This window comes from Sphingobacterium sp. CZ-UAM, assembly GCF_002000245.1.
GTDB lineage: Bacteria > Bacteroidota > Bacteroidia > Sphingobacteriales > Sphingobacteriaceae > Sphingobacterium.
Genome location: NZ_MTCM01000001.1, coordinates 1,647,977 through 1,673,837, shown reverse-complemented (window position 1 = coordinate 1,673,837; position 25,861 = coordinate 1,647,977). Strand labels below are relative to the sequence as shown.

Annotated in this window: 17 protein-coding genes; 6 read left to right on the top strand and 11 right to left on the bottom strand. The window is 43.7% G+C overall.

Annotation, left to right across the window (positions count from 1 at the left end; all coding sequences use genetic code 11):
* Positions 1-19 precede the first annotated feature (19 nt).
* Positions 20-2,044, top strand: coding sequence for a DNRLRE domain-containing protein (locus BWD42_RS07230; protein WP_077434536.1), 2,025 nt, complete (start codon positions 20-22; stop codon positions 2,042-2,044).
* A 432-nt stretch (positions 2,045-2,476) separates the two neighbouring features.
* Here the strand turns inward: BWD42_RS07230 and BWD42_RS07225 are convergent, their stop codons facing one another.
* The 3 genes from BWD42_RS07225 to BWD42_RS07215 all read right to left on the bottom strand — a co-directional run bounded on the left by BWD42_RS07225 (position 2,477) and on the right by BWD42_RS07215 (position 5,820).
* Positions 2,477-4,222, bottom strand: coding sequence for a fimbrillin family protein (locus BWD42_RS07225; protein ID WP_077434534.1), 1,746 nt, complete (start codon positions 4,220-4,222; stop codon positions 2,477-2,479).
* A 19-nt stretch (positions 4,223-4,241) separates the two neighbouring features.
* Entirely contained in the window at positions 4,242-4,427 is a 186-nt protein-coding gene (locus BWD42_RS07220) for a hypothetical protein (protein WP_077434532.1), read from the bottom strand.
* Positions 4,428-4,635: 208 nt separating this feature from the next.
* Positions 4,636-5,820 (bottom strand): TlpA family protein disulfide reductase, encoded by a 1,185-nt coding sequence (locus BWD42_RS07215; RefSeq protein WP_077434530.1) that lies wholly within the window; start codon positions 5,818-5,820, stop codon positions 4,636-4,638.
* Between the two features lie 225 nt (positions 5,821-6,045).
* Between BWD42_RS07215 and BWD42_RS07210 the strand changes: the two genes are divergently transcribed.
* The 3 genes from BWD42_RS07210 (at position 6,046) to BWD42_RS07200 (ending at position 9,944) form a co-directional block, all read left to right on the top strand.
* On the top strand, positions 6,046-7,107 hold the full coding sequence (locus tag BWD42_RS07210; RefSeq protein ID WP_077434528.1) for an acyltransferase family protein: 1,062 nt from the start codon (positions 6,046-6,048) through the stop codon (positions 7,105-7,107).
* A gap of 249 nt (positions 7,108-7,356) precedes the next feature.
* Positions 7,357-8,502, top strand: coding sequence for a peptide-N-glycosidase F-related protein (locus BWD42_RS07205; RefSeq protein WP_077434526.1), 1,146 nt, complete (start codon positions 7,357-7,359; stop codon positions 8,500-8,502).
* A 47-nt stretch (positions 8,503-8,549) separates the two neighbouring features.
* Positions 8,550-9,944 (top strand): sulfatase, encoded by a 1,395-nt coding sequence (locus BWD42_RS07200; RefSeq protein WP_077434524.1) that lies wholly within the window; start codon positions 8,550-8,552, stop codon positions 9,942-9,944.
* Positions 9,945-10,196: 252 nt separating this feature from the next.
* Here the strand turns inward: BWD42_RS07200 and BWD42_RS07195 are convergent, their stop codons facing one another.
* From BWD42_RS07195 to BWD42_RS07160, 8 genes are all read right to left on the bottom strand, one after another.
* Positions 10,197-11,159 (bottom strand): 2-hydroxyacid dehydrogenase, encoded by a 963-nt coding sequence (locus BWD42_RS07195; RefSeq protein ID WP_077434522.1) that lies wholly within the window; start codon positions 11,157-11,159, stop codon positions 10,197-10,199.
* A 24-nt stretch (positions 11,160-11,183) separates the two neighbouring features.
* Positions 11,184-11,669, bottom strand: coding sequence for a VOC family protein (locus BWD42_RS07190; RefSeq protein WP_077434520.1), 486 nt, complete (start codon positions 11,667-11,669; stop codon positions 11,184-11,186).
* 2 nt (positions 11,670-11,671) lie between these two features.
* The gene (locus BWD42_RS07185) at positions 11,672-12,841 is read right to left on the bottom strand and encodes a mandelate racemase/muconate lactonizing enzyme family protein (RefSeq protein ID WP_077434518.1); all 1,170 of its coding nucleotides are present in this window, start codon (positions 12,839-12,841) and stop codon (positions 11,672-11,674) included.
* 60 nt (positions 12,842-12,901) lie between these two features.
* Positions 12,902-13,786 (bottom strand): sugar phosphate isomerase/epimerase family protein, encoded by an 885-nt coding sequence (locus BWD42_RS07180; protein ID WP_077434516.1) that lies wholly within the window; start codon positions 13,784-13,786, stop codon positions 12,902-12,904.
* An 18-nt stretch (positions 13,787-13,804) separates the two neighbouring features.
* Positions 13,805-14,680: a ThuA domain-containing protein gene (locus BWD42_RS07175; RefSeq protein ID WP_077434514.1), complete on the bottom strand. Its 876-nt coding sequence runs from the start codon at positions 14,678-14,680 to the stop codon at positions 13,805-13,807.
* A gap of 23 nt (positions 14,681-14,703) precedes the next feature.
* The gene (locus BWD42_RS07170; protein WP_217700020.1) at positions 14,704-17,928 is read right to left on the bottom strand and encodes a PVC-type heme-binding CxxCH protein; all 3,225 of its coding nucleotides are present in this window, start codon (positions 17,926-17,928) and stop codon (positions 14,704-14,706) included.
* A 74-nt stretch (positions 17,929-18,002) separates the two neighbouring features.
* Positions 18,003-18,380 carry a transmembrane 220 family protein gene (locus BWD42_RS07165; protein WP_077434512.1) on the bottom strand — a complete coding sequence of 126 codons (378 nt, stop codon included), beginning with the start codon at positions 18,378-18,380 and terminating at the stop codon, positions 18,003-18,005.
* 14 nt (positions 18,381-18,394) lie between these two features.
* Complete coding sequence (locus tag BWD42_RS07160) at positions 18,395-20,776, bottom strand: TonB-dependent receptor (RefSeq protein WP_175991987.1); 2,382 nt, start codon at positions 20,774-20,776, stop codon at positions 18,395-18,397.
* A gap of 274 nt (positions 20,777-21,050) precedes the next feature.
* Here BWD42_RS07160 and BWD42_RS07155 point away from each other — a divergent pair, with 274 nt between their 5' ends.
* Positions 21,051-24,158: a SusC/RagA family TonB-linked outer membrane protein gene (locus tag BWD42_RS07155; RefSeq protein WP_077434508.1), complete on the top strand. Its 3,108-nt coding sequence runs from the start codon at positions 21,051-21,053 to the stop codon at positions 24,156-24,158.
* A gap of 32 nt (positions 24,159-24,190) precedes the next feature.
* A complete protein-coding gene (locus tag BWD42_RS07150; protein ID WP_077435875.1) occupies positions 24,191-25,702 on the top strand; it encodes a RagB/SusD family nutrient uptake outer membrane protein in 1,512 nt (503 codons plus the stop codon).
* Positions 25,703-25,861: the final 159 nt, after the last annotated feature.

Genomic DNA, 25,861 nt, shown 5'->3' with positions numbered 1-25,861 from the left:
AAACCTTAATTCTTAACTTATGAAAACTTCTATTTTCAATTGCTGGAAAACAGCATCAGTTATGCTGATGATGACGGCATTAGTATCCGGTTGCCGGAAGGATCTCTTGACATCCGATCCTATGCTGGGTGGATTGGATAAACAGGCGACCATCAATAACGATGGTGGATCGTTCCGTATTTTGCCGAATGCCGATGCCTATGTACAAGACGGTGCCTATGCCAATAGCAACTATGGTAGTGCCTCGTATATGGTGGCCAAGGATGATGGCGCCGGTTATCGACGGGAGATTTTTCTCCATTTTGACTTATCCGGTGTACCGCCTACAGCTGTCATGATAAAGCAGGCAAAAATTGAGCTTACCGGTGGGGTGGCTCAGCTTGCGGATACAGCCAATGCCCAATGGTCCTACTATGTGATCAAAAATAAAACCATGGATGAAAAAACAATCAACTGGAATAATGCGCCACATGAGGGAACACTGTTGGGTGAAGTTGATGGCAGGTTCAAGACAAAGGGCAGTAAGGTTTTCTTTACGATTCCTTCAGCGATTATCCAAGAATCGCTCAAGTCAGATAAAAAACTGTTTGTCAGAATAATAGCTAAGAGAAAAACAACATCTTCTCCGGCTTTCTATTCCGACTTTGAATCTAAGGAGAGCACTGAACCGCTATATCGTCCAAAATTAACCATCGACTATAGCACTACAGCTTCTAATTATTATTCGAACCTGGTGATGGATAAACTGACTTTTGATTCGATCCAGGCAGAAATTCAAAGCTCCGAACAGGTGCGATCTTTTCTTCAGGCTCAAATCACTGACAAAGCAGATCTGGCACTTGGAATGGCACCGGCGCCAGTTGCAAAGATCGATGGAATCCTGGAAAAATCTGTCAATGAGGAATCAAACCGTGTCTATCGTCTGGGGCTGCAATATTTTTTGTTTCGGGAGCATCCCAACGCGCAGAAATACCTGGATAAGGCAAAGGAAAACCTGCTCGCCTGGGCTAAAATAAATACCGCTTCGACCGAAACACCACAGGAGAGTGCCTTCTTGGCCTTTATCAAGGGGTATTCCCTGATTAGGGAACAGCTAGATCTGCAGAGTCGGGTCGCTATCGACAATTGGTTTAAAACGAGGTACGATTTTTATAAGAAACAGGAAGCCCGAACCAATAACTGGGAAACAATCCGGGTTTTATTGATGTTGGATATCGCTTATGTGCTGCAAGATAATTTCCGGGTTAACGAAACGACTACAGCATTTTATAAGCACTTGAACATTACCTATCGTGCCGATGGGGCCAGTGTCGATTTTCTTGGTCGTGATGCCTTTGCCTACCACGTTTATGATATGCAGTTTATGGGTCAGATCGGACGTACTCTCTACATCCACAAAGGCCGGAGTATAGTCGACAGTCTTGTTTATCATCGTTCCAGCAGTTGGGTTGATCAGCGCGCTACTATAACACAAAATCCGGTATTGGGCGGTTCTATGGCGGACGGGTTTGCATTTTTAAGGCCTTATCTGGTTGATACGGAAAACTACAAGCATTTTGAATTTGTGAACACTGAGTGGGCTAAGGATAAAACCAGAACAGATTATAATACGCTATTTAGGCCTTCAACAGCAACCTATAGCCTGGTGGAAATGGCCTCAATAATGAGAAACGATATTATTGAAGCGCTCCAAATAAGCAGTCCGGGTTATTCCCGCTTTAGCGATTTATCTTATTACCTGAACTCCTTTGGCGTAACAGCTAAAAACCCTTATCCAACGCCTGCCATCGTGTACGCTGACACACCCTACAAAGGAGCTTATCAACAGCTTAGCGATGGGCGATATACGCTGCAAGATCTCAAATCAAGGGGGGTAAACGATAACCAGCTGAGTAGTATTATTGTGCCTAAAGGCTTGCAGGTGACACTTTATGATGGGGAAAATTTCAATGGGGATTCCATTGTACTGACTGGTCATAGCATTGACCTGATCGCATTGAACTTTAACGATAAGGCATCCTCGATGGTCATTGAAAAATTATAAAACTGCCTATTTCCAATGCACAAGCGTAATCCCATATTGTTGCCGATACTGAATAAATAGCTCACATTGAATAAGAACACTCAACAAAATCCCCGCTGAAATAAAATATGTGTTGTTTGTAATAGGATGTTTGAAAGCTTAGTCATGTCTCCTACTTTTGCCACTGGCAAAAGTAGGAGACTTTTTTATTGTTGCGAGCTAGCTCACATAAGAGATTAAGCTTAAACAAAAGCTAGGCCTGTTGTGTATATCAGCTACATAACTGACCGTATAGATTATAATGAATAGCTTTGTACCCATGTACAATTATGGAGAAGGTCTATCTGGTATTCTGTATGGTGTAAATCAATACTGTCTCAAAAAAATAGCGGGAACATGTCCCGCTACTGGTTGCATTAAAAATATAAAATTGAGTGAAAAATAACATTTACCTTAGTTGTCACGTACGCAACGGATGTTAAACCGTGAGCTGGCTTCAAAGTTTGCAGGAGTTGACCCGGAAACGAAACTTGCTGAAGTTAATGCATTGAAAAATGTCGAACTGAATTGTAATTTTCGATAGGTGTAACTGTCTGATGTCCAATAATACCCAACTCCACCGACATTTCCGAATCCTGCAAATATGGTTGAGGGTTGCTCCTGACTTGAATATTGTCCGGAAAAAGTATTATATTCCAATTTACCATTGAAAGGCAGTATTAATGTAGTCGGTTTGGAGAGAAGGAATTCACTTGCGATGCTGGCTGTTTTTCCGAAGCGCCATTGCCATGCTATATAAGCCCGTGAGACAAAGAGGCTCGCTGCCGCTCCAAAGATTCCAGGACTAGGTGTTTGTTCGACATATTGCTCGCTAAATTCATTGCGTATTGCTTCAAATTCAGCAGAGGAGGGCATCCGCCAGGTGTTTAGCGGCTGCACCCGGACACAGGGATCTATTATATTTTGAAAACCATCAGGGGTAGATGATTTCCATCCCCAGAATTCATTTGGATCTACGTCAACATAAGCATTATTCGTCCGGAAATAATATTGATAAAGTCCTCCAGACTGATTGTACATTAGGTTTGCCGAAGCCCAGACAATATTTCCATTGATAATCGTACCACTTTGTGTCAGTTCCACTGTAATATTGTATTGATTGCCTGCTTCGGTCGTAAAGGAATTGGCAAAGGGGTAGGTACGACTATCATAAATTTTTGGAAGTGGTTCATCATATAATTTAATATTTAAGGGGCTGAATGTAACCGAAAACTCATTGCTATTGAATGATCTGCCCTGGCTGGAGTAGAAGATCGCATTTTTAACAACGGCGTCGCCGTTTTTGGGAGAGCTCATTGTGGTGGTCATATTGCTTGTCAACGACGATGCTGGAATTGCTGTCTGGTTTGAATACGTCCCGCTAAGGATATTGAGATCACCCGTGAAAATTACATTGTCCCCACTTGGAAATTTGATCTGAGTCTCAGGATTAATTGCACCGAAAACGCCACGTGCATCCAAATTAATCGAGTAGGCAATATTTAAATGCCGAAATGTGATTGGAATCTGGTTGTCCATACCGAATTGTGGGGTAATTGAGCCCTTGGCATAAAGGACATCTTTATTGGCTAATGCCGCTTTATCGATTACACCATTGGTTACTGTGGGAGCGCTTCCTTCATTGGTGGATACAGCATACCAGTTGTATTTTACACCAGCATCCACTGTGATTTTGGGTGTTTCGCCACTTTGTACCTCAATTTCCTTTTTTAGGATGGTATTCTGTTCGTTATAGAGAAGAATACGATATTTGGTGGTAGTTGGCATTTTAGCGGCTACTTTTAGTCCATTCTGGCTATTATTTTTACTGCTGGTATATTGTTCCGCTGATTTTCCTGTAATTGGACCTTGACTTATTGCTAAGAACGCGTCAAAACCACCGTCCTTAAATTGCAGCAGCTTGGACCTAGGTGCCTCGGATGTTCTTGCAGCTGAGGTGGTAGCTACTTTTTCGATCCTGGGATCAGTGATATCATTGACCGTAAATGTTAATACGGTTTCGCCAGCTGCGGTAGGGGCAGTGGTAATAGTTTCTTCATTCTTACTGCAGGATACAGCGAACAAGGAAATCAAGCCGACGATAATTATTTTACCTGAAAGGGTAAAGATGTTCTTGAAAATGACTTTTATGGTTTGCATGACTGAATTATGATCGTTGTTATAGTTCGAAGGATTGTTTAAAATCTCCTCCTGTTTTCCATTCGGTGACCTCAGGTTGATTGGAACTGTCTGTTGGACTAACGGGACGTGTTGTGGCAGATTCTGCGGCGAAGCTCTGTTCTAGTTCCAGCATCATCAAAAAGACATATGGCGGAACGTATTTTGTTCTGTTTTTTTTCTTCATTATTATTATTATTATTATTATTACGCTTTTTAATAGTTAGCTCAATTGACTTTTTGAGCGATTAACACTTTTATGACGGTCGAACCTTAAAATTGTCCCGAGAAAAATTAAAAAAATGATTTGTGAACAGCGTGGCGATAAAAAAGCTGGCAAAGCGGCTTGTTTACGCGGAATGTTACAAAGATTTGATGAATGTCGCATTGAGGTCCTATAAATCCTTCTTTGTTTTGCTGCCGGACTGAAAAGTGTCTTTCCATTTTTTGATAATCGCTGCCATTTGTGCAAATTCCTTTTCGCCACCGCCTGATGTGCGGTAGACAATCTTGCCATTAGGATCGACGAGAATTTTTGTGGGAAACCCAGTCACATTCAATCGGGCGACAAAATCCAGCTCCGCAGATCCGTTCAAAATCTGTGGAAAGTCAAGCGCATGGTATTCGACGGCATTGCGCCAGGCGGCCTCTTTGTCCAACGCAATACCGAGCACATGTAAATCATCGGGGTAGGTATCCCGCAGGCGGCGGACTGCGGGAAAATCTGCAATGCAAGGGCTACACCAAGAACCCCAGAAGTCAACAAGATAAAATTTTCCCGCCCATTGCGCTGTTGAAAATGCGACCCCATCAAAGGTGTGTGGGCTAGCGAGTATGAGCATGGGATGACCCGCTTGATAACGGTTACCATCTACACGACTGACAACCGTTGTATAATAGGGGCTGTCTTTATACTGTTTATCGACCTCTGGCAACAACATACGGACAAAATCGACCGTAATCATATTGCGTAGCAACATGTCATTCATATAATATAGCCCAGCGATGGAAGAAGGATTTTTTTTCAGAAAAGCTTCCATCACCTGTTTTGCCTCCGCATCGATCTGCTCCTGTTCGGCCTGGAGCTTTTTTATCTCCAAGGAATCCATTTTGTCCGAATCCTGGTTCAGACGAAGTTTTATATTAGCCGAGGCATTCAACAAGGGGTGGTAAATCTTGGTCAGTGAAGCGAGGACTTCATTTTCCCGATCACCGTTGGGATAGACCTCGGCAAAGTCAGAAAGATGACCGTTCAGCTGGATCGTGCTACCTGGGGTAGCAATCAGCCAAATGGATTGACTTTTGACAGGGATATATCCGCCACCGGATCTTTTAAACAGTTTTTTCGCAGGCAAAGTGAGGCGAATTACCAATGCCGAAGAGGTGGTGTCTTGATAGTAAATCTGCCCATTGCGTATTTTCCCCTGCGCTGCACGTGTCTGGGGACCGTTCCAGATTGTCATATTAAATGTACTGTCCTGAACATGGGGTATTGCGGAAATAATGGTGTACTGTTTTGTTTGAGCCATTGACCAATAGGTCAAGCAGGCTAGTAGTAAGGTAAGAAGTATTTTTTTCATATTCTTTTGTTTTGGCCTAGAAACTGTATTCGCCTTTCTATTGCGTTTATTTTACTTCATTTCTTTTTGCAAAGACGAATGGCAATTGAAATTGTCCCGAAAAATATCGCGAAATCAGCGGGACAATTTTGGTCTTCAACCGTCTATACATCTAATTGATAAATTTAAAGTTTGAATTACGAAGGAAATCTCTTTATATTATTTGGTGAGAAATAACAATGACAAATGAAATTTAAACCTTTAACAGGCATAAGGGGGATAGCCGCGCTTTGGGTAGTAGCCTATCATTTTCTAACTCCTTATACAAAACTAATCAGCGAACAAAAAGGAGGTAGCTTTATTTTCTTAAATAACTTCTTTCAAAAAGGCTATTTGTCAGTGGATTTGTTCTTCTTTCTAAGTGCAATTGTCCTAACGATGGTGTATCAGGATAAATTTAATAATACCATAACATCTGATCATTATAAAACATATCTGATGAAAAGATTGATTAGAATTTATCCGCTCTACTTTGTTGTTGTGGGCATATCTTTTCTACTTCAAAAGGAAGTAGATATGGCAGATATCTTTACTCAGTTATCGTTGACACAAATTTACTTCAATACTTATTTAAAGGGGATTATTTATCCAGCATGGTCATTATGTACTGAGTTTGCTATTTATTTAATTTTTCCATTTTTATTGAAATTTCTTTTACGGATGGAAAATTTAGGGAAAATAGGGCTATTGATTCTAGCTTTAGCAACCATTTATTCCATTCAATTTTTGCAATCTTACTATTTCGATTTGGACAGCAGGACCATAAAGGTCGCAAGTGTCCATGGAGGATTAAATATTAGTTTTGGCAGTCTAACGCTAGTCCGAACACTTTGTTCTTATCTAATAGGTATACTTTTGTGTAACTATCTATTTAAGTTTCCGAAGACAATGCTTTACATTTGCCTTTTAATTCTTCCCGTTTTAATAATGAACAATTTAAATGATTGGTTCATTTATTTATGCTTAATTTTTATTCCGTCGGCTTGTGTTAATATTAAATTTTTAAGTTGTTTTTTTTCTTGGAGGCCTATTCATTATTTGGGCGAGATATCTTACAGCGTATATCTTACTCATGCACTTGTATTTTTTATTCTAGAAAATAATTTTAACAACTTACCCTATCTGCGGGTACTCGCTTTTATTATAACCCCTATTATTTCTATTGTAACGTATGAAATCATTGAAAAACCTGCCAAGTCATTTTTATTGAAACAAATGGATGCTTTAGCTATGATGAAAAAAGTCTAGGTTTTTAATTGGTTGTTTCCAAAATTCGAAGTCAATTTTAATTTTACATCGCATCGTTCATTGAATTTGATGGCTAGCCATCAATGGATGTTAGCCTGGAAGCTGTGTTCGCCTTTTGTTGTGTTTATTTTACTTCGTGTCTTTTTGCAAAGACGAATGGCAATTGGAATTGTCCCGAAAAATGTCGCGAAATCAGCGGGACAATTTTGGACTTCAGCCGTCTATATATCTAATTGATAAATTTAAATTATGAGAAAAACCTCTTTTTTTGTTATTATAGGTTTGCTTGCATTTACAGCCTGTAAGAAAAGTCCGTCGACCGAGAATGACCTCAGGCTTCAGGACGAGCGTGCCGTTGGAACTGGTGGTACCATTACTGTATTTGACAATATTCTTTTTTATACGGGATATGATGCGACCAGCACGGCTCCTGTGCCAACAGGCGTGCAACGGATTAACAATAGTCTATATGTCAGGAAATTTTCTGATGCGGAACTTGCAGGCATTGGAAAAGACTTGAAAATGGATGTCGTGATTAAAGCAGATTGCGACAATTATGACCGAATTGGCCGTGTTTATTTTTCTTTGATCAAAAAGGGAGAGAATTATAATGAGCAGCGTGCTAAAAATATCGAAATTGGTCGATTTATAACACCTTTTATGGACAAAAATAAAGCGGTGAAGGAAGTTCCATATCACTTCAGCCTTACTAATCTGTCGGACCTTTTGCAGGATAAAACTATCCGTGCCAATTATGATGTATGGGTGGGATTTTCAGTTTTTGGTGTAAGTTATTCAGCTCAAAAAGAAGTTGTTGGATGTAGTAATTCCAATGCGACGTTTTTTGGAACCTTAAAATTTAGTTCATCTCCATCGACAACTGTGCGGAAAGATTCTGTCAACATCGTCAGTCTTTCGTATATGAAGATGGCTGGAGATGGCGAAGATAATGAACTGAACAAAAGCAATAAGACCGCCACTGGGGCTGAACGCACAATCCCTCTAACACTAAGCAAAGCCTTGAAGGGCGTAAAATTGTATTTGATCACCTCAAGTCATGGGGCTAATCCGGAGGGTGAAGAATATGTTAGAAGAGTGCATAATGTCTACTTTGACAATCAATTAAAGTCGAGCTTTACTCCTGGGGGAAAATCCTGTGAACCGTTTCGGCAATATAACACTCAATTCAATCGTATTTATTTTGATTCGGCGCTACCTGACAGCTATTGGAGTCGATTAAATTGGTGTGCCGGTGACGTGATTCCAATCCGTGAAATAAGTTTAGGGGATTTGGCTGCTGGACATCATACATTTAAAATCGAAGTGAAAGATGCGCAGTTTGTAGAAGGTAAAGGTAATATTATTGCCTCGGCCTATCTTCAGGGGACCGAGTAGGAATGATTTCGTCATCTGAAATCTGGAGATATTAAATATGTTCTAACATGAAGAATACCAAAATAAAAAATTTAATATATCTTTTCTTGATCCCCTGCGTCTTTCATATTGGTTTGGTAAGGGCGCAGGGTAAAGATGGCCTTCCTAATATTATTATTATTTTCACCGATGACATGGGATACGGCGACCTCGGTATTTTTGGGAATCCTACGATCTACACGCCTAATCTGGATAGAATGGCTTATGAGGGACAGAAATGGACAAATTTTTATGTAGCGGCTCCCGTCTGTACGCCAAGTAGAGCAGGTTTGATGACAGGACGATTACCGGTTAGATCAGGGATGGCAAGTAATAAGAAGAGGGTACTTTTTCCAAATTCCCGTGGCGGACTACCTCCAAGTGAGATCAGCATCGCAAAATTTCTAAAAGGGGCGGGTTATGCGACAGGGATGATTGGTAAATGGCATCTGGGACATTTAAAAGAATATATGCCCAATGCACATGGATTCGATTATTATTATGGCATTCCCTATAGTAATGATATGGATCCAGTCGGGGGGATTTCTTACGTTGATGCCTTGCGAAATCCTAAAATTGATTATTTCAATGTACCCTTAGTTCGAAATGGGATCGAGGTAGAGCGCCCTGCGGATCAAAATAATCTGACAAAAAAATACACCGAAGAAGCTGTTGGTTTTATTGATAAGAACAAAAATAAGCCATTCTTTCTTTACTTAGCGCATGCTATGCCACATGTCCCCCTATTTGCTTCGACGGAATTCAAGGGTAAAAGCCGATCAGGAATCTATGGTGATGTAATAGAGGAACTCGACTGGAGTGTAGGCAAAGTTCTTGAAGCGCTGAAACGTAATGGAATCGATGAAAAGACGCTTGTTGTTTTTACTTCGGATAATGGGCCATGGCTTATTTTTGATGAATACGGTGGAAGTCCGGGGGCGCTTAAAGGCGGTAAAGGAGGGACATATGAAGGGGGAATGCGGGTACCTGCTATTTTCCGGTGGCCGGGCAAACTAAAACAAGGTGTTGTTATGGAAATGGGAAGTACGTTGGATCTTTTTCCAACGATCGCCGGACTTATACATCGAGATATGCCCAATGACAGGGTCTATGATGGTTATGATTTAAAAGAAGTGATGTTCAATCAATCAAAAAGTCCGCGGTCAGAAATCCTATACTACCGTGACACAGAGGTGTACGCGATACGCAAAGGCGGTTTAAAAGTACATTTCGTTACGCAGGACGAATACGGCAATGAAGATATGACTATTCATCATCCAGCACTTGTATATAATTTGGATGTCGATCCGGGTGAAAAAAAGAATGTTTCAAAAAAGCATCCGGATTTTATAATTGAAATGAAAAAGCGATTGGAGGAGCATAAAGCGACCGTATCTCCTGTCGTTAATCAACTGGAGTTATAGTGCTTAAATATTAGGCGGCGAAAATCTGTCTTATTGAGAAAAGATCATCTTCTTTTGCTATACCAGCCCGATTATTGAAACTCAGATACTTTAACTGATTGTTACTGATAAGGTATACGGTTTTGTAAAGTATAGTCATTATTTGATTTTATCTAAGGGTATATCAACCTAAATAACAGATAAAATTTTCTCATTCTTGTATAGCCTTTTAAAGTTATACAAGGATGAGAAAAAATGAAATAGACTCTTTGTTTAATCGCGGGAAGCCGTCAGCTCTTGATAATTAAAAATATGTTGTATATTGTATTCATCTCCATGGAGAATTGCCAATACATCATTTACGGCAAGTAAACACATCTGACGGTAAGTTGTCTTGGTCAGACTCCCGGCATGTGGTGTGACCAGGACTTTTGGGTTCGCCAGTAATGCCTTACCTAGGGTAGGTGGGAGTTCGGGCAGTACATCTGCAGCAAATCCCCCCAATCGCTGGCCTTCCAATGCCTCGAGTAGAGCCCTGTGATCAACCAAGCCTCCTCTCGCTGTATTAATGAGGTATGTCCCAGGTTTCATCAGGGCGAATTGAGCTGTACCAATCAAGGCTGTACTGCCAGCGGGAAATGGTACGTGCAGACTGATCAGATCACATTGTTTCAAGAGCTTCTCCAACGGTAAATAAGAGTAGGGTACTTCCTGTTCATTTCGGCTCCAATACAGTACGCGCATAGAAAAAGCCTCCGCTAGAATGGCTACACGTTTGCCAATATTGCCCATCCCGATGATACCCAGCGTTTTGCCAGCCAGTTCATCCCCTGCATAGCTATTCCGCCAATTCCAGTTACCCTCTTTCACTTGTCTTACAGCTTGGTATAGATCACGGATGGACATAAGCATCAGTGCTAATGTATGTTCGGCTACCGTAGAGGCATTGGCACCAGGCGTGTTGACTACCTTGATGCCTCGGCTTGTGGCAGCCGCCACATCGATATTATCCAAACCCACACCACAGCGTGCAATTACCTCAAGATTGGGGCAGGCATGTATTAAACTTTGATCCACCCGTTCTTTACCACGGGTGATGATGGCGCGGACATGCTGATATTTCGTGATTTCCTCGATGTGTTCACTAGGATATCTGGTCAGTATATCGACTTGATCTGTTAATAGGGCCAAGGCCTCATCGGCAATGGTTTCGAGCAATAATACGGTCTTCTTCATTTTTTTATTTATGTCGGTGTACCGCTATTTATGGTAAAGTGTTGCATCAGCAGATTGATAACCCCTGGGATCATTCCGGTTGGAAACATATAATCCGGCTTCGTATAGCTCGTCCTTCATGATCTGCGGATCTATGTCAGCATCAGGACTGGACGATATTTCCAGGAGATTTCCACTCGGATCCCGTACAAACATTTGCATCGCGCCATCAGGAAGCTGCCTTACTTTACCCCATGGTTGAATGTCAATGGCATTGAGCGCTTTCATTCGGGAGAATATTGCATTAAAGTCATCTGTGACAAAACAGGTATGCCCACGAAAAGAAGGAACATCCTCCCATTCGGAGATATGAAGCTGTTGTTCTCCATTGATGCGGAAAAACATAACGGGGTAGTCGAACTGGAATGCCGACAGTGGTTCTAGTCCCAATTCTTTCTGATAAAATTGGGTTGCTCGTTCGAGGTTATCCACGATCAGGGTGACGTGATTGATACGCAGTAAATGTGCCATATTTAGTTGATTTTTTGTTTAAATTCTTGAATAAAATCCCAGTTTGGGGTAAGACCCAAGCCGGGTGCTGTAGGTGCCTCGAGGTAACCATCCTTGACAATGATTTGTTCTTTGACCAGATCATACATCATGGGATTACCGCCCAAGGAAAATTCAATAACGGTAGCTGCAGCAGCGGCGAAGGCGACGTTGACTCCAGCCATAAAGGAAAATGCCGAACCCCAGCAGTGCGGAGCCAGTTCAATCTGCTGTATATTCGCTAGATGCCCGACGCGCACGGCCTCGGAGATGCCACCAATAATCGCCGAGTCAGGTTGCACCACATCCAGTGCCCGCACCGCCATTAGGTCACGGATGTCAAAGGCGGTAAATTCACTTTCACCGGCGGCAATGGGAATTGTTGTCATCGCTCGAACTTCGGCGGTCCCGACTTTATTATCCGGGTTGATGGGTTCCTCGAACCAGTAGAGATGACTGTCCTCCACTGCGCTACAGAAATATTTGGCTTCGGGCACACTGAAGGTGCCGTGTGCATCGGCCATGAGCTTGATATCCGGTCCCAATGCTTCTCTTGCCGCCTGTACACGGGCAATGCTCTGCCTGACGGTCTGATCCATAACACCTACCCGCATTTTTACAGCTTTAAAACCTTTGTCAACATAGCCTTGCAGCTGTTCGCCGATGCCTTCTACATTTGCCCATCCGCCACTGGCATAGGCTTCCATCCGGTCACGGCATGCACCACCCAATAGCTCGACAACGGGGACTTGCAGCGCTTTGCCCTTCAGGTCCCACAGGGCTGTATCTATACCACTGAGGGCAGATATCGTCAGCCCCCTTCGGCCCAGTATCGGAAATTTACGACCTCTGGACAAGGCATAATGGTCACGTGTACCGTTATACAATTCTTCCCAGATCCGCGTAATTTGTCGGGCGTCTTTTCCGATCAGTAAAGGTTTCAGATCATTTTCGATGCAACTTACGATTGCTGCACAGCCTCCGGATGAACCTACAGCTGCCTTCGCTTCACCATAACCCTGTAAACCGCTGTCCGTGCTGATGACCACTAGTGTCATATCAAAATGTGTCAGTAAGCCATAGTCTGAGCAATGTTGTTTGTTTTCAGCAATTGGACATTGTAGCCAGTATGCTTCTATATTTGTTATCTTCATTTTTATAGGTTCTCTTGTTTTTAGCTGGTTTTTAATAGGATTACACAATTTAATTTTACGTTACAATAAAACAGAAAGTGTTTCGAAAGATTTACGGGTAAGCATGTCATAGAACGCTTCGGTCACTTGGGTACTGCCATGATCTTCCAAAAACTTACGCTGTTCGGCCGATAGATCCTGTGGATTTTCATCCAATGAATTGGGATATGGATTAGCTGGGGTACGGTCCAAGGGTGCGCAGAATTCTACCGAAAGTACATCGTCATACCCTATTTCTCGCAACGTTTCCACGATCTTGAGCCAGTCGAGCTGTCCCATTCCCGGGGCCATCCGGTTATTGTCAGCCACATGAAAACCTGTCAATCTGCCTTTTGTCCGGCGGATGGCCGCATAACTGTCCGTTTCTTCCATATTCATATGAAAGGTATCCAGGCATACACCACAGTTGGGTCCCACCGCTTCGGCGAGTGCAAGGGCTTGATCAGCACGATTGATAAAATAGGTTTCAAAACGGTTGATCGGTTCGATACCCAGGCGGATGTTTGACTCCTCGGCGAATGCATAGATTTCCTGAAGCGATTCTACGGCCCATTTCCATTCTTCTTCGGGCCGTGCTTCCGGCAGGATTTTGCCCACTGTCCCCGGGACTACGGAGACCATGCTGCCTCCCAGTTCCATAACCATCCGTACCACATCCTTGACATACTGTACCGATCGGGCTCGTTGCCCATGGTCTTTTGCCAATAAATTGCGTTCGCCAAGCATCAGTGTCACCGAACCCCAGCATGTAATATGGTATTGATGGAGCAACTGCCGAACGATCTTTGTATCATATTGTTCGGGACTGCCAGCAATTTCCAATTTCGTATAGCCGAGTTTTGCTATTCTTCGGATGGTGGTCTCCAGCGGCTCGGAGCGCATCCAGTTGTGTATTGATAATTCCATTTTTTGTTGATTTCTTATTTATTGTTGACGATAAGGTACGTTCATAGCGATTTTTCCGGCCCATTTTTGGGGAATCTCCTTGTTCAGTGTCCAGTGGACGGCATTGATCACCAGTCTTTGCAGCCCTTCTTCCTTAAAGTCATCGGGATGCCCCATGGTGGTGAAGAAGCTTTTACCACCCCAATGTGTTCGCCATGTCCAGGCCACTGGATTTTCAATTGCCGTTTTATTGGGATTTATAGCTTTCCCCATCATTAGCGAGGTAGCACCCTTTGGTGGATAGTCTGGCAATACGTGATATAGCCAGGAGCGGACGTGGAAAGATGAGGGGACGCCGGTCAGGATCGGATTTGCTTTTTGTGCGGGTATGACAGTGATATCGGTACTGGATTCATGTCCGTAGTGGGTATGACCGGATTTTCCCCAACCTGGGGGCGTTCCAAAGGCAAATTCACCAAAAGCATTCCAGTTTTCTGAGGCGTGTCCTACAGGAAAGTTGAAGGCATGTGTTGTGGTCCGGAATCCCATGACCGGTTTGCCGGATTTCAGGTACTCGTCGATAGGCTTTAGCTGATCGGCCGGTAGTCGCCGCCAGCGTAAAAAGAAGATGGCCAGATCGGCTTGTTTAAGGACATCCAATCCAGGTATGTTTTCTTCAGACATAGGATCGGGTGTGGATTTCAGAACAACAGTTCGCATATTGTAGTTTTTCTCCAGTTCCGCAGCGATAATCGGCATCGTAGCCTCACTGCCGTATTCATGGTCACCCGTGACAAAAACCACCAATGGTTTTTTTTCATCAGATTGCTGTGCCTGTTTGGAGGCTATGCCGCAGGAGAATAGGATTGTGGTTAGTAGGATCGCTAAGGAGCTTTTAAGATGTATGGTTCGCATGGTCTATAGGGTTAGTTATCGGGTTATTTCTTTAATGGATGTTCTTTTAATAATTCTTGCGCCGTGTAGAAACTTTCTTTGCCATTGATGGCTTTCCGCACCGTCTGCACTTTTTCTGTTGTAATAGCAGACGATTTATTGCCAAAGGAATTGCGTACATAAGTCAGTACCGCTGCGATCTCATCGTCCTTCAACATGCGTCCAAAAGCCATCATGGGTACCTGGCCCGGATATTTTTTTCCATTTACTTCCAGCGGCCCCTGAAGACCTTTAAGCACTAGCTTGATCAAACGCTCTTCGTCACCTGCAATCCATGGATTCGGCGTTAGGGGTGGGAAACCCGATATTTCAAGTCCTTTTCCATTTTCTTGATGACAGGTCACGCACATACCCTCGCGCATATAAATGGCTTTCCCTGTCAGATAAGTCTCTTTGTTGATATTCTTCGGTATGTTAGCTTCGTTTCTGCTGACACTGGGTACCGGCTCACCTTTCAGTAGCGCCAAAGTCCAATTATACGCTGGTTTCATCCAGTCATCCAGGGGCATTTTGGCAGATGCATTGATAATCGGCAATCCCGATTCTTTCGGGAGCCAGGAGGCTGCTACGATCGCCTCCAGCCGTACTCTTGGATGGCTATCGGAGGCCATCTCCTGAAGCAATTTGGCCTGATTGGCAATATGATCGCCTTCATTGCGGAGGATACGTACAGCCGCTGCCCGGGCATGGTAATCTTTGGCTTTCAATACCTGCTGTAGCAGCTGCTGATCCACCTTTCCCGTGCCTGCCGTCACCCAAAGTGCTTCCAGCAGCTGATGCTCGTAGTTGGGATCCTGTTTATTGAGTCTGGTGATCCAGGTCTTCACATGGTCCAATACGGCCTCCGTTTTTCTATCCCGAAGTTCACGACGCGTGCGATAGCGGGTTCTATATTCCGGAAGCTTGAGATTTTCCAAGAGCGCGTCTATCGGCTCACCGGCGATTTTGGCCGGCTGCAGCAACGGTCGACTCGGGTAGGTCACCCGGTAGATACGTCCATGGGTATGATCACGCATGGGATCCCGTTGATTGTGCTGCATGTGTCCAATAAGCACATTATGCCAGTCAATAAGGTATAAGGAACCATCTGGAGCAAATTCAAGGTCCACTGGTCTGAAATTCATATCCGAAGACTGCAGCAGATCTTGTCGATGATGACTTTTGTAGCCTGAACCATCATCTTCTAGCACGTGCTCTTTCGTACCCAAAAAACCAATTGTATTGTTAATTAAGATATCTCCCTGCACCTCGTCCGGAAAGTGGCGGCTGGATATGATTTCTAGGCCCGAGGTAGGCCTTACTTTGTGTTTATCTTCAATTAGGTTTTTGGGTCTTTGTATAAATTTGGCATACTCGGGTTTTACCGATCCGGGTAACATCCAGCTCACGGTCGGTGATGAGGTCTCAGCATAGAAATCCTCGCCCCATTCGTCAAATGTGATCCCCCAAGGATTGGGTACATTAAGCTGGGCGATAAAATCCAGTTTACGTCTTTTGGGATTATAGCGGTAAAACCCACCGCCAGTGGCGCGGACGGTGCCGTAGGCTGTCTCGATATCCGATAATAGAAAAATTCCCTGGCCCATATAGATACCTCCGCTGGGATCGTAGGTATAGGCATGATGTGCATGATGCGTATCGTGGTCATCGAAGCCACTCAATAATATTTCACGCTTATCCGCCTTATCATCACCATTGGTATCTGTAAGCAGAATTAGATTTGTGCCCTGCGATACATATACGCCTTCAGCGGACAGCTCAAAGCCTAAAGGCAACTGTAAACCATCAGCAAAAATTGTCTGTTTATCGGCTTTCCCATCATTGTTGGTGTCTTCTAGGATGATTAGCTTGTCGTTGGGTTTGGGATCACCCGGTTTCCACTGTGGGTAAGTAGGCATTACAGCTACCCAAAGGCGCCCTCTGCTGTCAAAGGTGAGCTGCACCGGTTTTTCCAGGTCGGGAAACTCCTGTTCCGAGGCAAAGAGTTCGATTTTGTAACCAGGGGCCATCTTGAATTTGTGGATTGCTTCCTCACCATAGAGGTATCTCGGAGATCCGTTTTTACCATTATTGGTATAGTTTGTTTTGATCTCGGGCAATTTGGTGGTATTTTGATCGGCGGCTTTCAGATCCATCTTTTTACCCTTTGCTGCTAGCCAGATAGCCGTATCGCGGATAGCTGTTAACTCGCGTACTTTGATAATCTCTTTGGGAAAATTGTCTGGTCCATAGGGTTCATAGCGTTCTCCAAATACATGGACACCGTTAGGCATCTTATAATCATTGTGCCACATCCAGTTTTTTTCCTGTACAGCGGCATGGACTAGTTCCCAGTGTGCTTCGGCTACCGCCGGTGATTGACCAAATAGCCCTGTAGCCAAGGTGGGTGCCAGTTTGGCATAACCGTTTTCATTGAGCTGCAAACCATCAATGGTCAGTGGTGTCGTGGCTTCTTTGAACCATTCTTTTGTTTTGGAAAATAGATCAATAAAAATAATGTTATTATCCTTGGCGACTTCTTCCATCGCATCGGCATATAGCTCCAGATTTTCGTTCTCAGTTTTTCCATTCGGCAGGTCGCGAACCTGTGAAAGATCTTCAAAAGCTGTTGGGGAGATCAATGCCAGCTGTGGAGCAGTTGTACCATTGTATTTTTGACTCAAGGTATGTTTGACAAATGCATCCAGCTCAGCCTTGTAGTTTTTCAGACCCGCTGCTCCCCTGTAAGATTCGTTCAGGCCGAAGAAAGCGATAATTATATCTGCCTTGTGACGGCTAATCCATTGATCCGGTGTTTCGAAGAAACCTTTCGTATGGGAATCGTTTGCAAGTTCGGTACCTGCATAGAATTTTTCAGCAGCAGGAAAAGCCCAAGGGGAGGGCATACCCGAATGGGGTCTAAAGCCGGGGGTGTTGCCAGCATCACAGAGATTGCGGATATAAAGGTTACTGTCCGGATACCGGACTTGCAGCTCAGTTTCAAAGAGCCCATAATTCGCCATTCGGGAACCCAGATTATTTCCAATTAAGATAATATGAGCCCCTTTTCGGAGTTGCAACTTGTCCGATTCAAAGAAAGAACAGCTGCTAATGCCGATTGATATTAAACCGATTAATAATAAGAATAGCCGTCTAAGCGGTATACGATCCATAAATCGGCTTTTGCACTTAAGGATCCGATATTCAGAATCGGATGATTGGTTCATCATAATTTTATTTTTTTGTTTACAGTTGATTTGCAAATACGCTATTATCAGAGACGGTTGAACGATCCAATTGTCCCTTAAATTTTTGGTTTTCGATAATAAATCAGGTTTACTGTCAGCACAATGACGGCCAACAATAATCCAAAAAACTCCCTGGTTTCCTCGATCCAGGGTTTGTCTGCTTTCATCGTAGCGGCAATGTTTTCAGCCTGATGCTGATCGATCCAGTCGAGCAGCCCGTTTTTGTGGACCAGTTTGAACATCGCGTAGCTGGTATACAACAGGATGGTAGCCATTGTGACCGCCTTAGGGAACTGTTTTCCAGCAGCGGCAGCAAGACATAAGAGCGCCGCCCATAGATACAGCAGCATCCACAGGATGGGATCTGGATCGTTGTACTGCAATAGGGCACAGAGTATAAAAACTATACCCCATATTCGGTTAAAAATTTTCATTTTCTGTTTGTGTTTTAAAATCTTGCGGTCATTGTTATACCATACGTTCTGGGATCTCCAGGGCGCAGGGCACCAAAATCATAGGCGTAAGCGATGTACTTTTTACCACCCAAATTTCTGCCCCAGATGCTGAGGCCGAGCTGAGGATTACCGAGCTGCAGTTGTGCATTAAATAGCTGATAGCCTGATTGGCTGATGGTGTTAGCCAGGTCAAAGAATTGTTTGCCTAATGCCAGCCACTCCGCACGGGCGGTCAACTTTATATCTTTCTGAGCGATTAGGGTATAACCATATTGCGCGGTGAACATATTGGTAATTTGTGGGGTATAGATTTGCCGGTTGCCGTGCAGGTCTGCTTCTGTACCTGATAGCGCCAGTTTGAGCGTTTGATAGGTCGCATCGGTATAACCTAGATTGTTCGTAAAGATTAAATCCTTGATGGGGTTAAACGCCAATTCCATTTCCAGCCCTTTGCTGTGTAAACTGCCCGTATTTTTGGTGACAGTCATGGCCTCGGGTAGGATCAAGGTCGGTACCTGAAGGTCTTTTACTGTGCTGTAGAAGAGCGCGAGGTTTAAACGTAACCGATTGTCTAACCATTGGTTTTTGATTCCGATTTCATAATTGTTACTATACTCGGGTTTGTATTTACGCAAAGCAGGTTGCGATGGATCTGAAGATAAGGCCGTAAATCCTCCCGAGCGATAGCCACGGCTATAGCTTCCATAGAGCATCTGGGCATCTGAAAGCTCATATTTGATACTCATCTTTGGTGAAAAAGCCTGAAAATTTGTTGAAGCGCTCGTATCTGCTTGGGTCTCGAATGCGGGCTGACTGTCACTGTCGGTTTGATACTGGCCCAGCACACGCTGCTGTTTGTGTTCATAATCATAGCGTAGACCTGCGGTCAGCGTTAATCCATCAGCGAGTCGATAATCCAGTTGCCCGAAAAGGGCTGCACCGCGTACCTTGCCATTCGCAGATGTGATGATGGAGAAATTCTTGTCCGGTGATCCAACCAGATCAGCCTGTTCGCCGAAATGGGTGGCTTGTTTATTGGGGATATTCTGATTGAAGAAATAACTGCCTGCAGTCCAGTTCAGCGTGGTTGCGCTCTGGGCCGGTGAACTGATTCTAAATTCCTGTGTCCACACCTTGATGTTGTTCCAGTTTGGACCGTAGTTATTTCGGATTGTAATTCCGTCGATCGGTGAAAAGTCGCCATCGATGGGCCGGTCGTAATAACGATAATTGGACTGCAAGGCTGTTTGCGAACTAAAATTGAAATGTTTACCGGCGTAATTTATCGCGAGCGATGCATTGACGGTATTGTCAAGCATTTTGGTTGTGGCGTTTTGATTGAGGTGATAAGGCTCGCGATTGAATTCTTCGATAGAACCTAGTAGGCTAAAAGGGCCATAATTGCGCCCATGTCGATGTTTGACATTCGCGGTGACAGTCCAATGTGGCGACAGGATATATTTTAGGTAATAGTTGCCAGTGAAGCCGTTTTGCCGATCGTGAGCAGCTCCGGTGAAATCGTTGATAAAGTAACCGCGTTGGCGATCATACATGCCCGCGACCCCTAAGAACAGCTTGTCTTTCACCAGAGGTTGGCGCCAAGCCAGCGTATAGCGTTGCTGACCGTAATTGCCTACATTCAAACTTAGGGCACCATGTGCTTGATTACTAGGTTGCTTGGTGATAATATTGATGGTTCCGCCCATTGCATTGCGTCCGTATAGCGAACTTTGAGGACCGCGAAGCACTTCAATGCGTTCAACATCAATTAATTGAGGGATATAGGTGTCCAGACTGAACTGATTGATCCCGTCGATATAAGTAGCTACGGCAGGGTCATAGGAGGTTGAGGTAATCCCACGTATGCTGGTGATATTACGGCCATCGCCGGGGTTTGCGCTATAGAGGTTGGGTACGATACCTGTCAGATCCTGGATATTCCACAAACGATATTCCTGTATTTCCTTGTTGGAAAATGCCGAAATACTTAACGGTAGTTTTTGCAACTGTTCATCCCGCTTCTGCGCAGAAACGACAACATCACCCAGCCGGGTATTGGCAAAGGGAAGCATGACCTGCATGGATCCGCTTTGTGGGATATTGACTTCCCGGGTCTGAGAAGCATAACCGACGGCGGATACCAGAATCGTGTAACGAGCGGCAGGTAACCGGTCCATCTGAAAATTCCCATCCTGATCACTTAGGGTCATACGTGTACTATTGAGTAGAAAAATTGTGGCATGCGTAATAGGAGCGGATGCATTGTCCGTAATACGGCCGTTAATGCGGCCGTCCTGCTGGGCTGCCAATAAAAAATGTTGCAGGGAAAAAATAAACAGAAAAAAAATGTTTAGGTGTTGTCTCTTAATAATCATCAAATTAAGTTTAAAGGGTTCCATCAAAAATGTCCATGCGACGCGCGGCATACGCGGGTTGCATTTCTGATCAGTAGACGACTGACCTGCTGCATTGTCCCTAAAAAAAATGTAACGTATCGGTTACTGTTAACTGTCGATGTTAATTTTCCGTAAAAAAGGCGGGCATTCTTTTTTTTATTTTGTCGGGACAATTGATCCGCTTGTCCGTCTTGTATTAAAATCACTGCGGTGATCTTAACATAATAAACCAATAATAATAAACTTTAAAAACATGATGATGTATTTTAAAAAAATAGGCTATACCTTGCGACGTCGGACACCGGTGGCGGGTATGCTATTTCTATTGGCGCTCAGCGGACAGGTATTGGCGCAGGATCAGACGGTATCGGGAACTGTTAAAGATGAAAAAGGTATGCCGCTAAGCGGTATATCTGTTTTAGTCAAGAATAGCGGCAGTCGCCAGGGAACAACAACGGACAAAAACGGTGTCTTCAATATCAAGGTATCAGCAAAAGACACCTTAACGGTAAGGTCACTCGGGTATCTCGCTTCCGAAATTGCCGTAGCCGGAAAAACAAATTTCAGCATTATACTGCAGGCAAAAGATAATGTGCTCGACGATGTGGTGGTGGTTGGCTACGGAAGCCGTCGAAAATCTGATCTGACGGGCGCAGTAGGAAGTGTAAAGGGAGATGTATTGCAGGAGCGACCCGCCTCCTCACTCAATCAGGCTTTATCCGGGCGGATGAGTGGAGTCAATGTCTCCTCAAATTCAGGTAGGCCCGGAGGACGGGCAAATATCCGTATCCGTGGTATCAGTTCCATCAGTGCAACCAATAATCCCTTGTATGTGGTCGATGGCGTGATTCTCAATACAGCGGATATGGCCAATGGCAGCTCGCCGATAGATTATATTAATCCGAATGATATTGAATCAGTCGATGTGCTGAAAGATGCTTCTTCTACAGCTATATACGGTGCGCGCGGTGCCAATGGTGTTATTATTGTTACCACTAAACGTGGCGCTTCAGGTGAGGGAAAAATTACCTACGATCCTTATTTTAGTATCAGTGTGGCACCGAGAAAGCTCCCAGTGCTTAATGCAGCTGAATTTCTTCGTCTCGAAGAGGAAATATATAATAATGCCGCAAAATACGATTCCGTGGGCTGGGCCAACGGCGGCAAATATACTGACCCACGGACCAAAAGGACCGATCCACGTTTATTTGATAAAAGTGGGAATCCCCTTTATGATACGGATTGGCAGGACGAAATGTTTCGAAAAGCTGCTGCCCAAAATCATCAGTTGTCATTTACCAATGGAAATGAGAAAGGCAACTACGGTATCTTTATGAATTATCGTAATGAAAATGGTATTATTTATGGTTCTTCACAGCGACGATATGCGGGGCGTTTTGTGATGGATTCTAAAATTAAAGATTGGCTGAAGGTTGGGGGGACACTAAGCTATACTGATCAGCAGGAAAAGCAAGTCGATCAGTTGAACGGTGGTGGTATTGTTACTATGCGCCAGGTACTGGAAGGTCTTCCAATTATTCCGATCCGTTATCCCGATGGCAGTTGGGCGGCCAATAAAGATTATCCTGGTATGGAAGGAGGAGATAATCCAATTCGGATAGCTGACCAACGTTTATACTATTTAAATACGCAGACCATACTTAGTAATGTATACGCAAATATACGTCTTGCTGAGGGACTCGAATTACGGTCGACGGTGGGCACAAATATTATCAATCAACGGACCAACTATTTTGCTGCAAAAGATATGAAATATATCTCTGATAAGGGTAATGCTTCCGTAATCAATGATCGTTATAATTCCTGGCAGTTTGAAAATTACTTGACCTATAATAAGACTTTTGCGAAGAAACATGCGCTCAATGCCATGCTCGGCCTTTCCTGGCAGCATGTGGATTTTTTTGGAAGTACAGCCACTTCCGAAGGTTATGTGGATGACTTTTTTAAGTTCAATAACTTGGGAGCTGCAACGACAGCTTTGCAGCCTGCCTCATTGGCCAGTGCTTATGGTCTTAATTCTTATTTTAGCCGGATCAATTATACACTCAAAGATCGTTATTTGGTAACCTTTACTGGTCGGGTCGATGGCTCATCCAAATTTGGTGAAAATAACCGTTATGCATTTTTTCCATCCGCAGCCTTGGCCTGGAAAGCTAAGGAAGAAGATTTCTTGAAAGATAATAACACGATATCCAATTTGAAGTTGCGGACCAGTTTTGGTTATACAGGGAATTCAGAAATTCCAGCGTATAGAGAGGAACCCGGAATGAATAATTATGGTGTTATTGTTGGTGGTGGACGTGTCAACGGTGTTGGAATAGGAAACATTGCCAATCCAAATCTGAAATGGGAAAAAGTACAACAGATCGATTTCGGCATGGAACTGGGGTTATTTCAAAACCGTGTCAGCCTCGAATTGGATCTTTACAGAAGAAGAGTGAATGATATGTTGCTCAATGCGACAATACCTTATACAACTGGTTATCCTACTGTATTTACCAATATCGGCAGCATGGAAAATAAAGGAATTGAGGTCAGCCTGAATACGACAAATATTAAAAAAGAAAATTTTTCCTGGACCACAAATTTTAATATTTCGGTCAACAAGAATAAAGTGCTAGCGCTGACCGGTGGTGGAGATTTATATGCGGGTTCAACCGTTATTCGTGTTGGAGAACCTATTGGCGCTTTTTATGGTAGAATATCCCAGGGCACCTGGAGTACCGCTGAGGCTGTTCAGGCAAAAGAATACGGGCGCTTGCCTGGGGACATAAAATTCCAGGATCTCAATGGTGATAAAAAAATCAACGATAACGACCGGGCCATTATCGGTTATGGTATACCCAAAGGTTATGGCAGTTTTATCAATACGTTCCGCTATAAAACATGGTCACTATCGGTCGACTTGCAATATATGTATGGCAACGATGTGCTAGATCGGAGTATCCACTCTTTAGAGGATCGTCAAGGGATGGCCAATAGCTACAGGACAGTGCTCAACGCCTGGACGGAATCCAACCAACATACCGATATTGCCCAAGTACGGCCGAATAATGCGTATTACGATACTTTTAACGATAGTCATAAGGTTACAGACGCCTCTTTTATCCGTGGACGCAATCTCTTGCTTTCCTACACCTTGCCTAAGTCTTTTCTTCCTGCATTGAAATTAGAAAATGTACGGTTTTATGGATCGGTACAAAACTTTTTTGTCGCTACCAAATACAAAGGTTTCGATCCCGAAGTTTCCAATTCAAGTTCACCGCTCGAGCAAGGATACGCCCTGTATGATTATCCAAGACCACGGACCTTTATGGTCGGACTGAATGTTACATTCTAATGCTTATTTCTGACGATTACAATACAAAGACAATGAACACATACACAAAAAGATATAGTTATATGATTCCGGCGGTATTCGCTGGGGTGCTGCTGCTTTCGGGCTGCAATAAGTTTTTGGATGAAAGCAATCCTTCAAATTACACCATTGATAGGTATTTTACAAGAGCAGAACATGCACAGGCTTCCATTGATGCAATTTATGGACCTTTACGGGATATTCCCGGTGGCGGATTTGGTGGAGCTGCCTGGACCATGACGGAGTTTGCGACGGGCCTCGCGAGCACTGATCTGGGGCAGGCTGTCAATAGCTATTACGTAAAAGATTTAAAAAATACAGCAGAAAATGGTTATGGTACCAGCTATTGGAGAGCTTATTACGCAGGTATCGCCAATGCCAACCTGTCTCTGGAAAAAATTCCCGGGATTACGATGGACGAAACTCTCAAAAAGCGGCTAATGGGCGAAGCCTATTTCCTAAGAGCCTGGTATTATTTCACCTTAGTGCGCCTATTTGGTCATATTCCATTATTGACTAAGCCTATCCTGAGTACGGAAGACCCTGAGTTCAAGCCCAAGCAGGCAAACCCCGAGGATGTATATAAGCAGGTTGTTGAAGACCTAAAGACCGCTGAAGCAGCTGGATTGCCTTGGACCAGTAAGGAAGGCCGTGTCAGCTTAGGGGCGGTCAAATCCCTGTTGGCTAATGTTTATCTGACGATGGCCGGTTATCCGTTACAGAAAGGAAAAGAATATTATAGCTTAGCTGCCGGAAAGGCAGAGGAAGTCATCAATTCAGGACAATTCAAACTGTTTGCCAGCTATAATGATCTTCATGATCCGGCAAAAAAGAATATAGACGAAAATATTTTTATGATCCAGTACAAGACCGGTGTTATTCCGGGTAACTGGCAGGATCTGATTATTCCTTATAATAAGGGGATTTCCGCTTACTCTGCCGAGACTGGGGGGATCTATGCTACGCCAGATTTTGTCAAATCATTTGAACCTGGCGATTATCGGACAGCGGAGAAGCAGTTTTTCTTTACGGAATATACCGATGAAAAAGACCGTAAAAAAAACGTGGCATTAGGGGGGTACTTTATCTATAAATTGCTGGATTCAGTAGCCCAGGTGAGTTCAGCGAATAGTGATCTTAACTACGGAATTATTCGTTACGCGGATGTCCTCCTGACGTATGCCGAAGCCTCGAATGAAGGGGCAGGTCCCAGTACCAAAGCTTACGAAGCCGTCAACGCGATCCGGACAAGAGCAAAATTAGCCCCGCTGGCCGGTTTGTCGCAAGACGCCTTTCGGGAGGCTATCTGGCGGGAGCGCTGGTTTGAGCTCTGTTATGAAAATAAAACCTGGTTTGATATGGTGCGGACCCGCAAAGTATTCAATGTAGGCACCCGTAAATTTGACGATTTTGTGGGCCATAAATTTTCCTATGGACCAGTGTTGACCGAACGGGAACTGCTGTTCCCGATTCCATCGACCGATGTATTGAATAATACCAATTTGCAACAGAATAAGGGCTATTAGATTGTCCAGGAATAAAATAATGGTAGGCTTTAATCAACAACGCTAAAGTCGGGTAACAGCTTATATTGCTTATTTTCTTAGGGGCCAGAGTCTTACACTGTGCCCCAAATGAAATAACAGATTGCGGCGCCTTCAGAGTTTGAGATCCCCATTATTAAA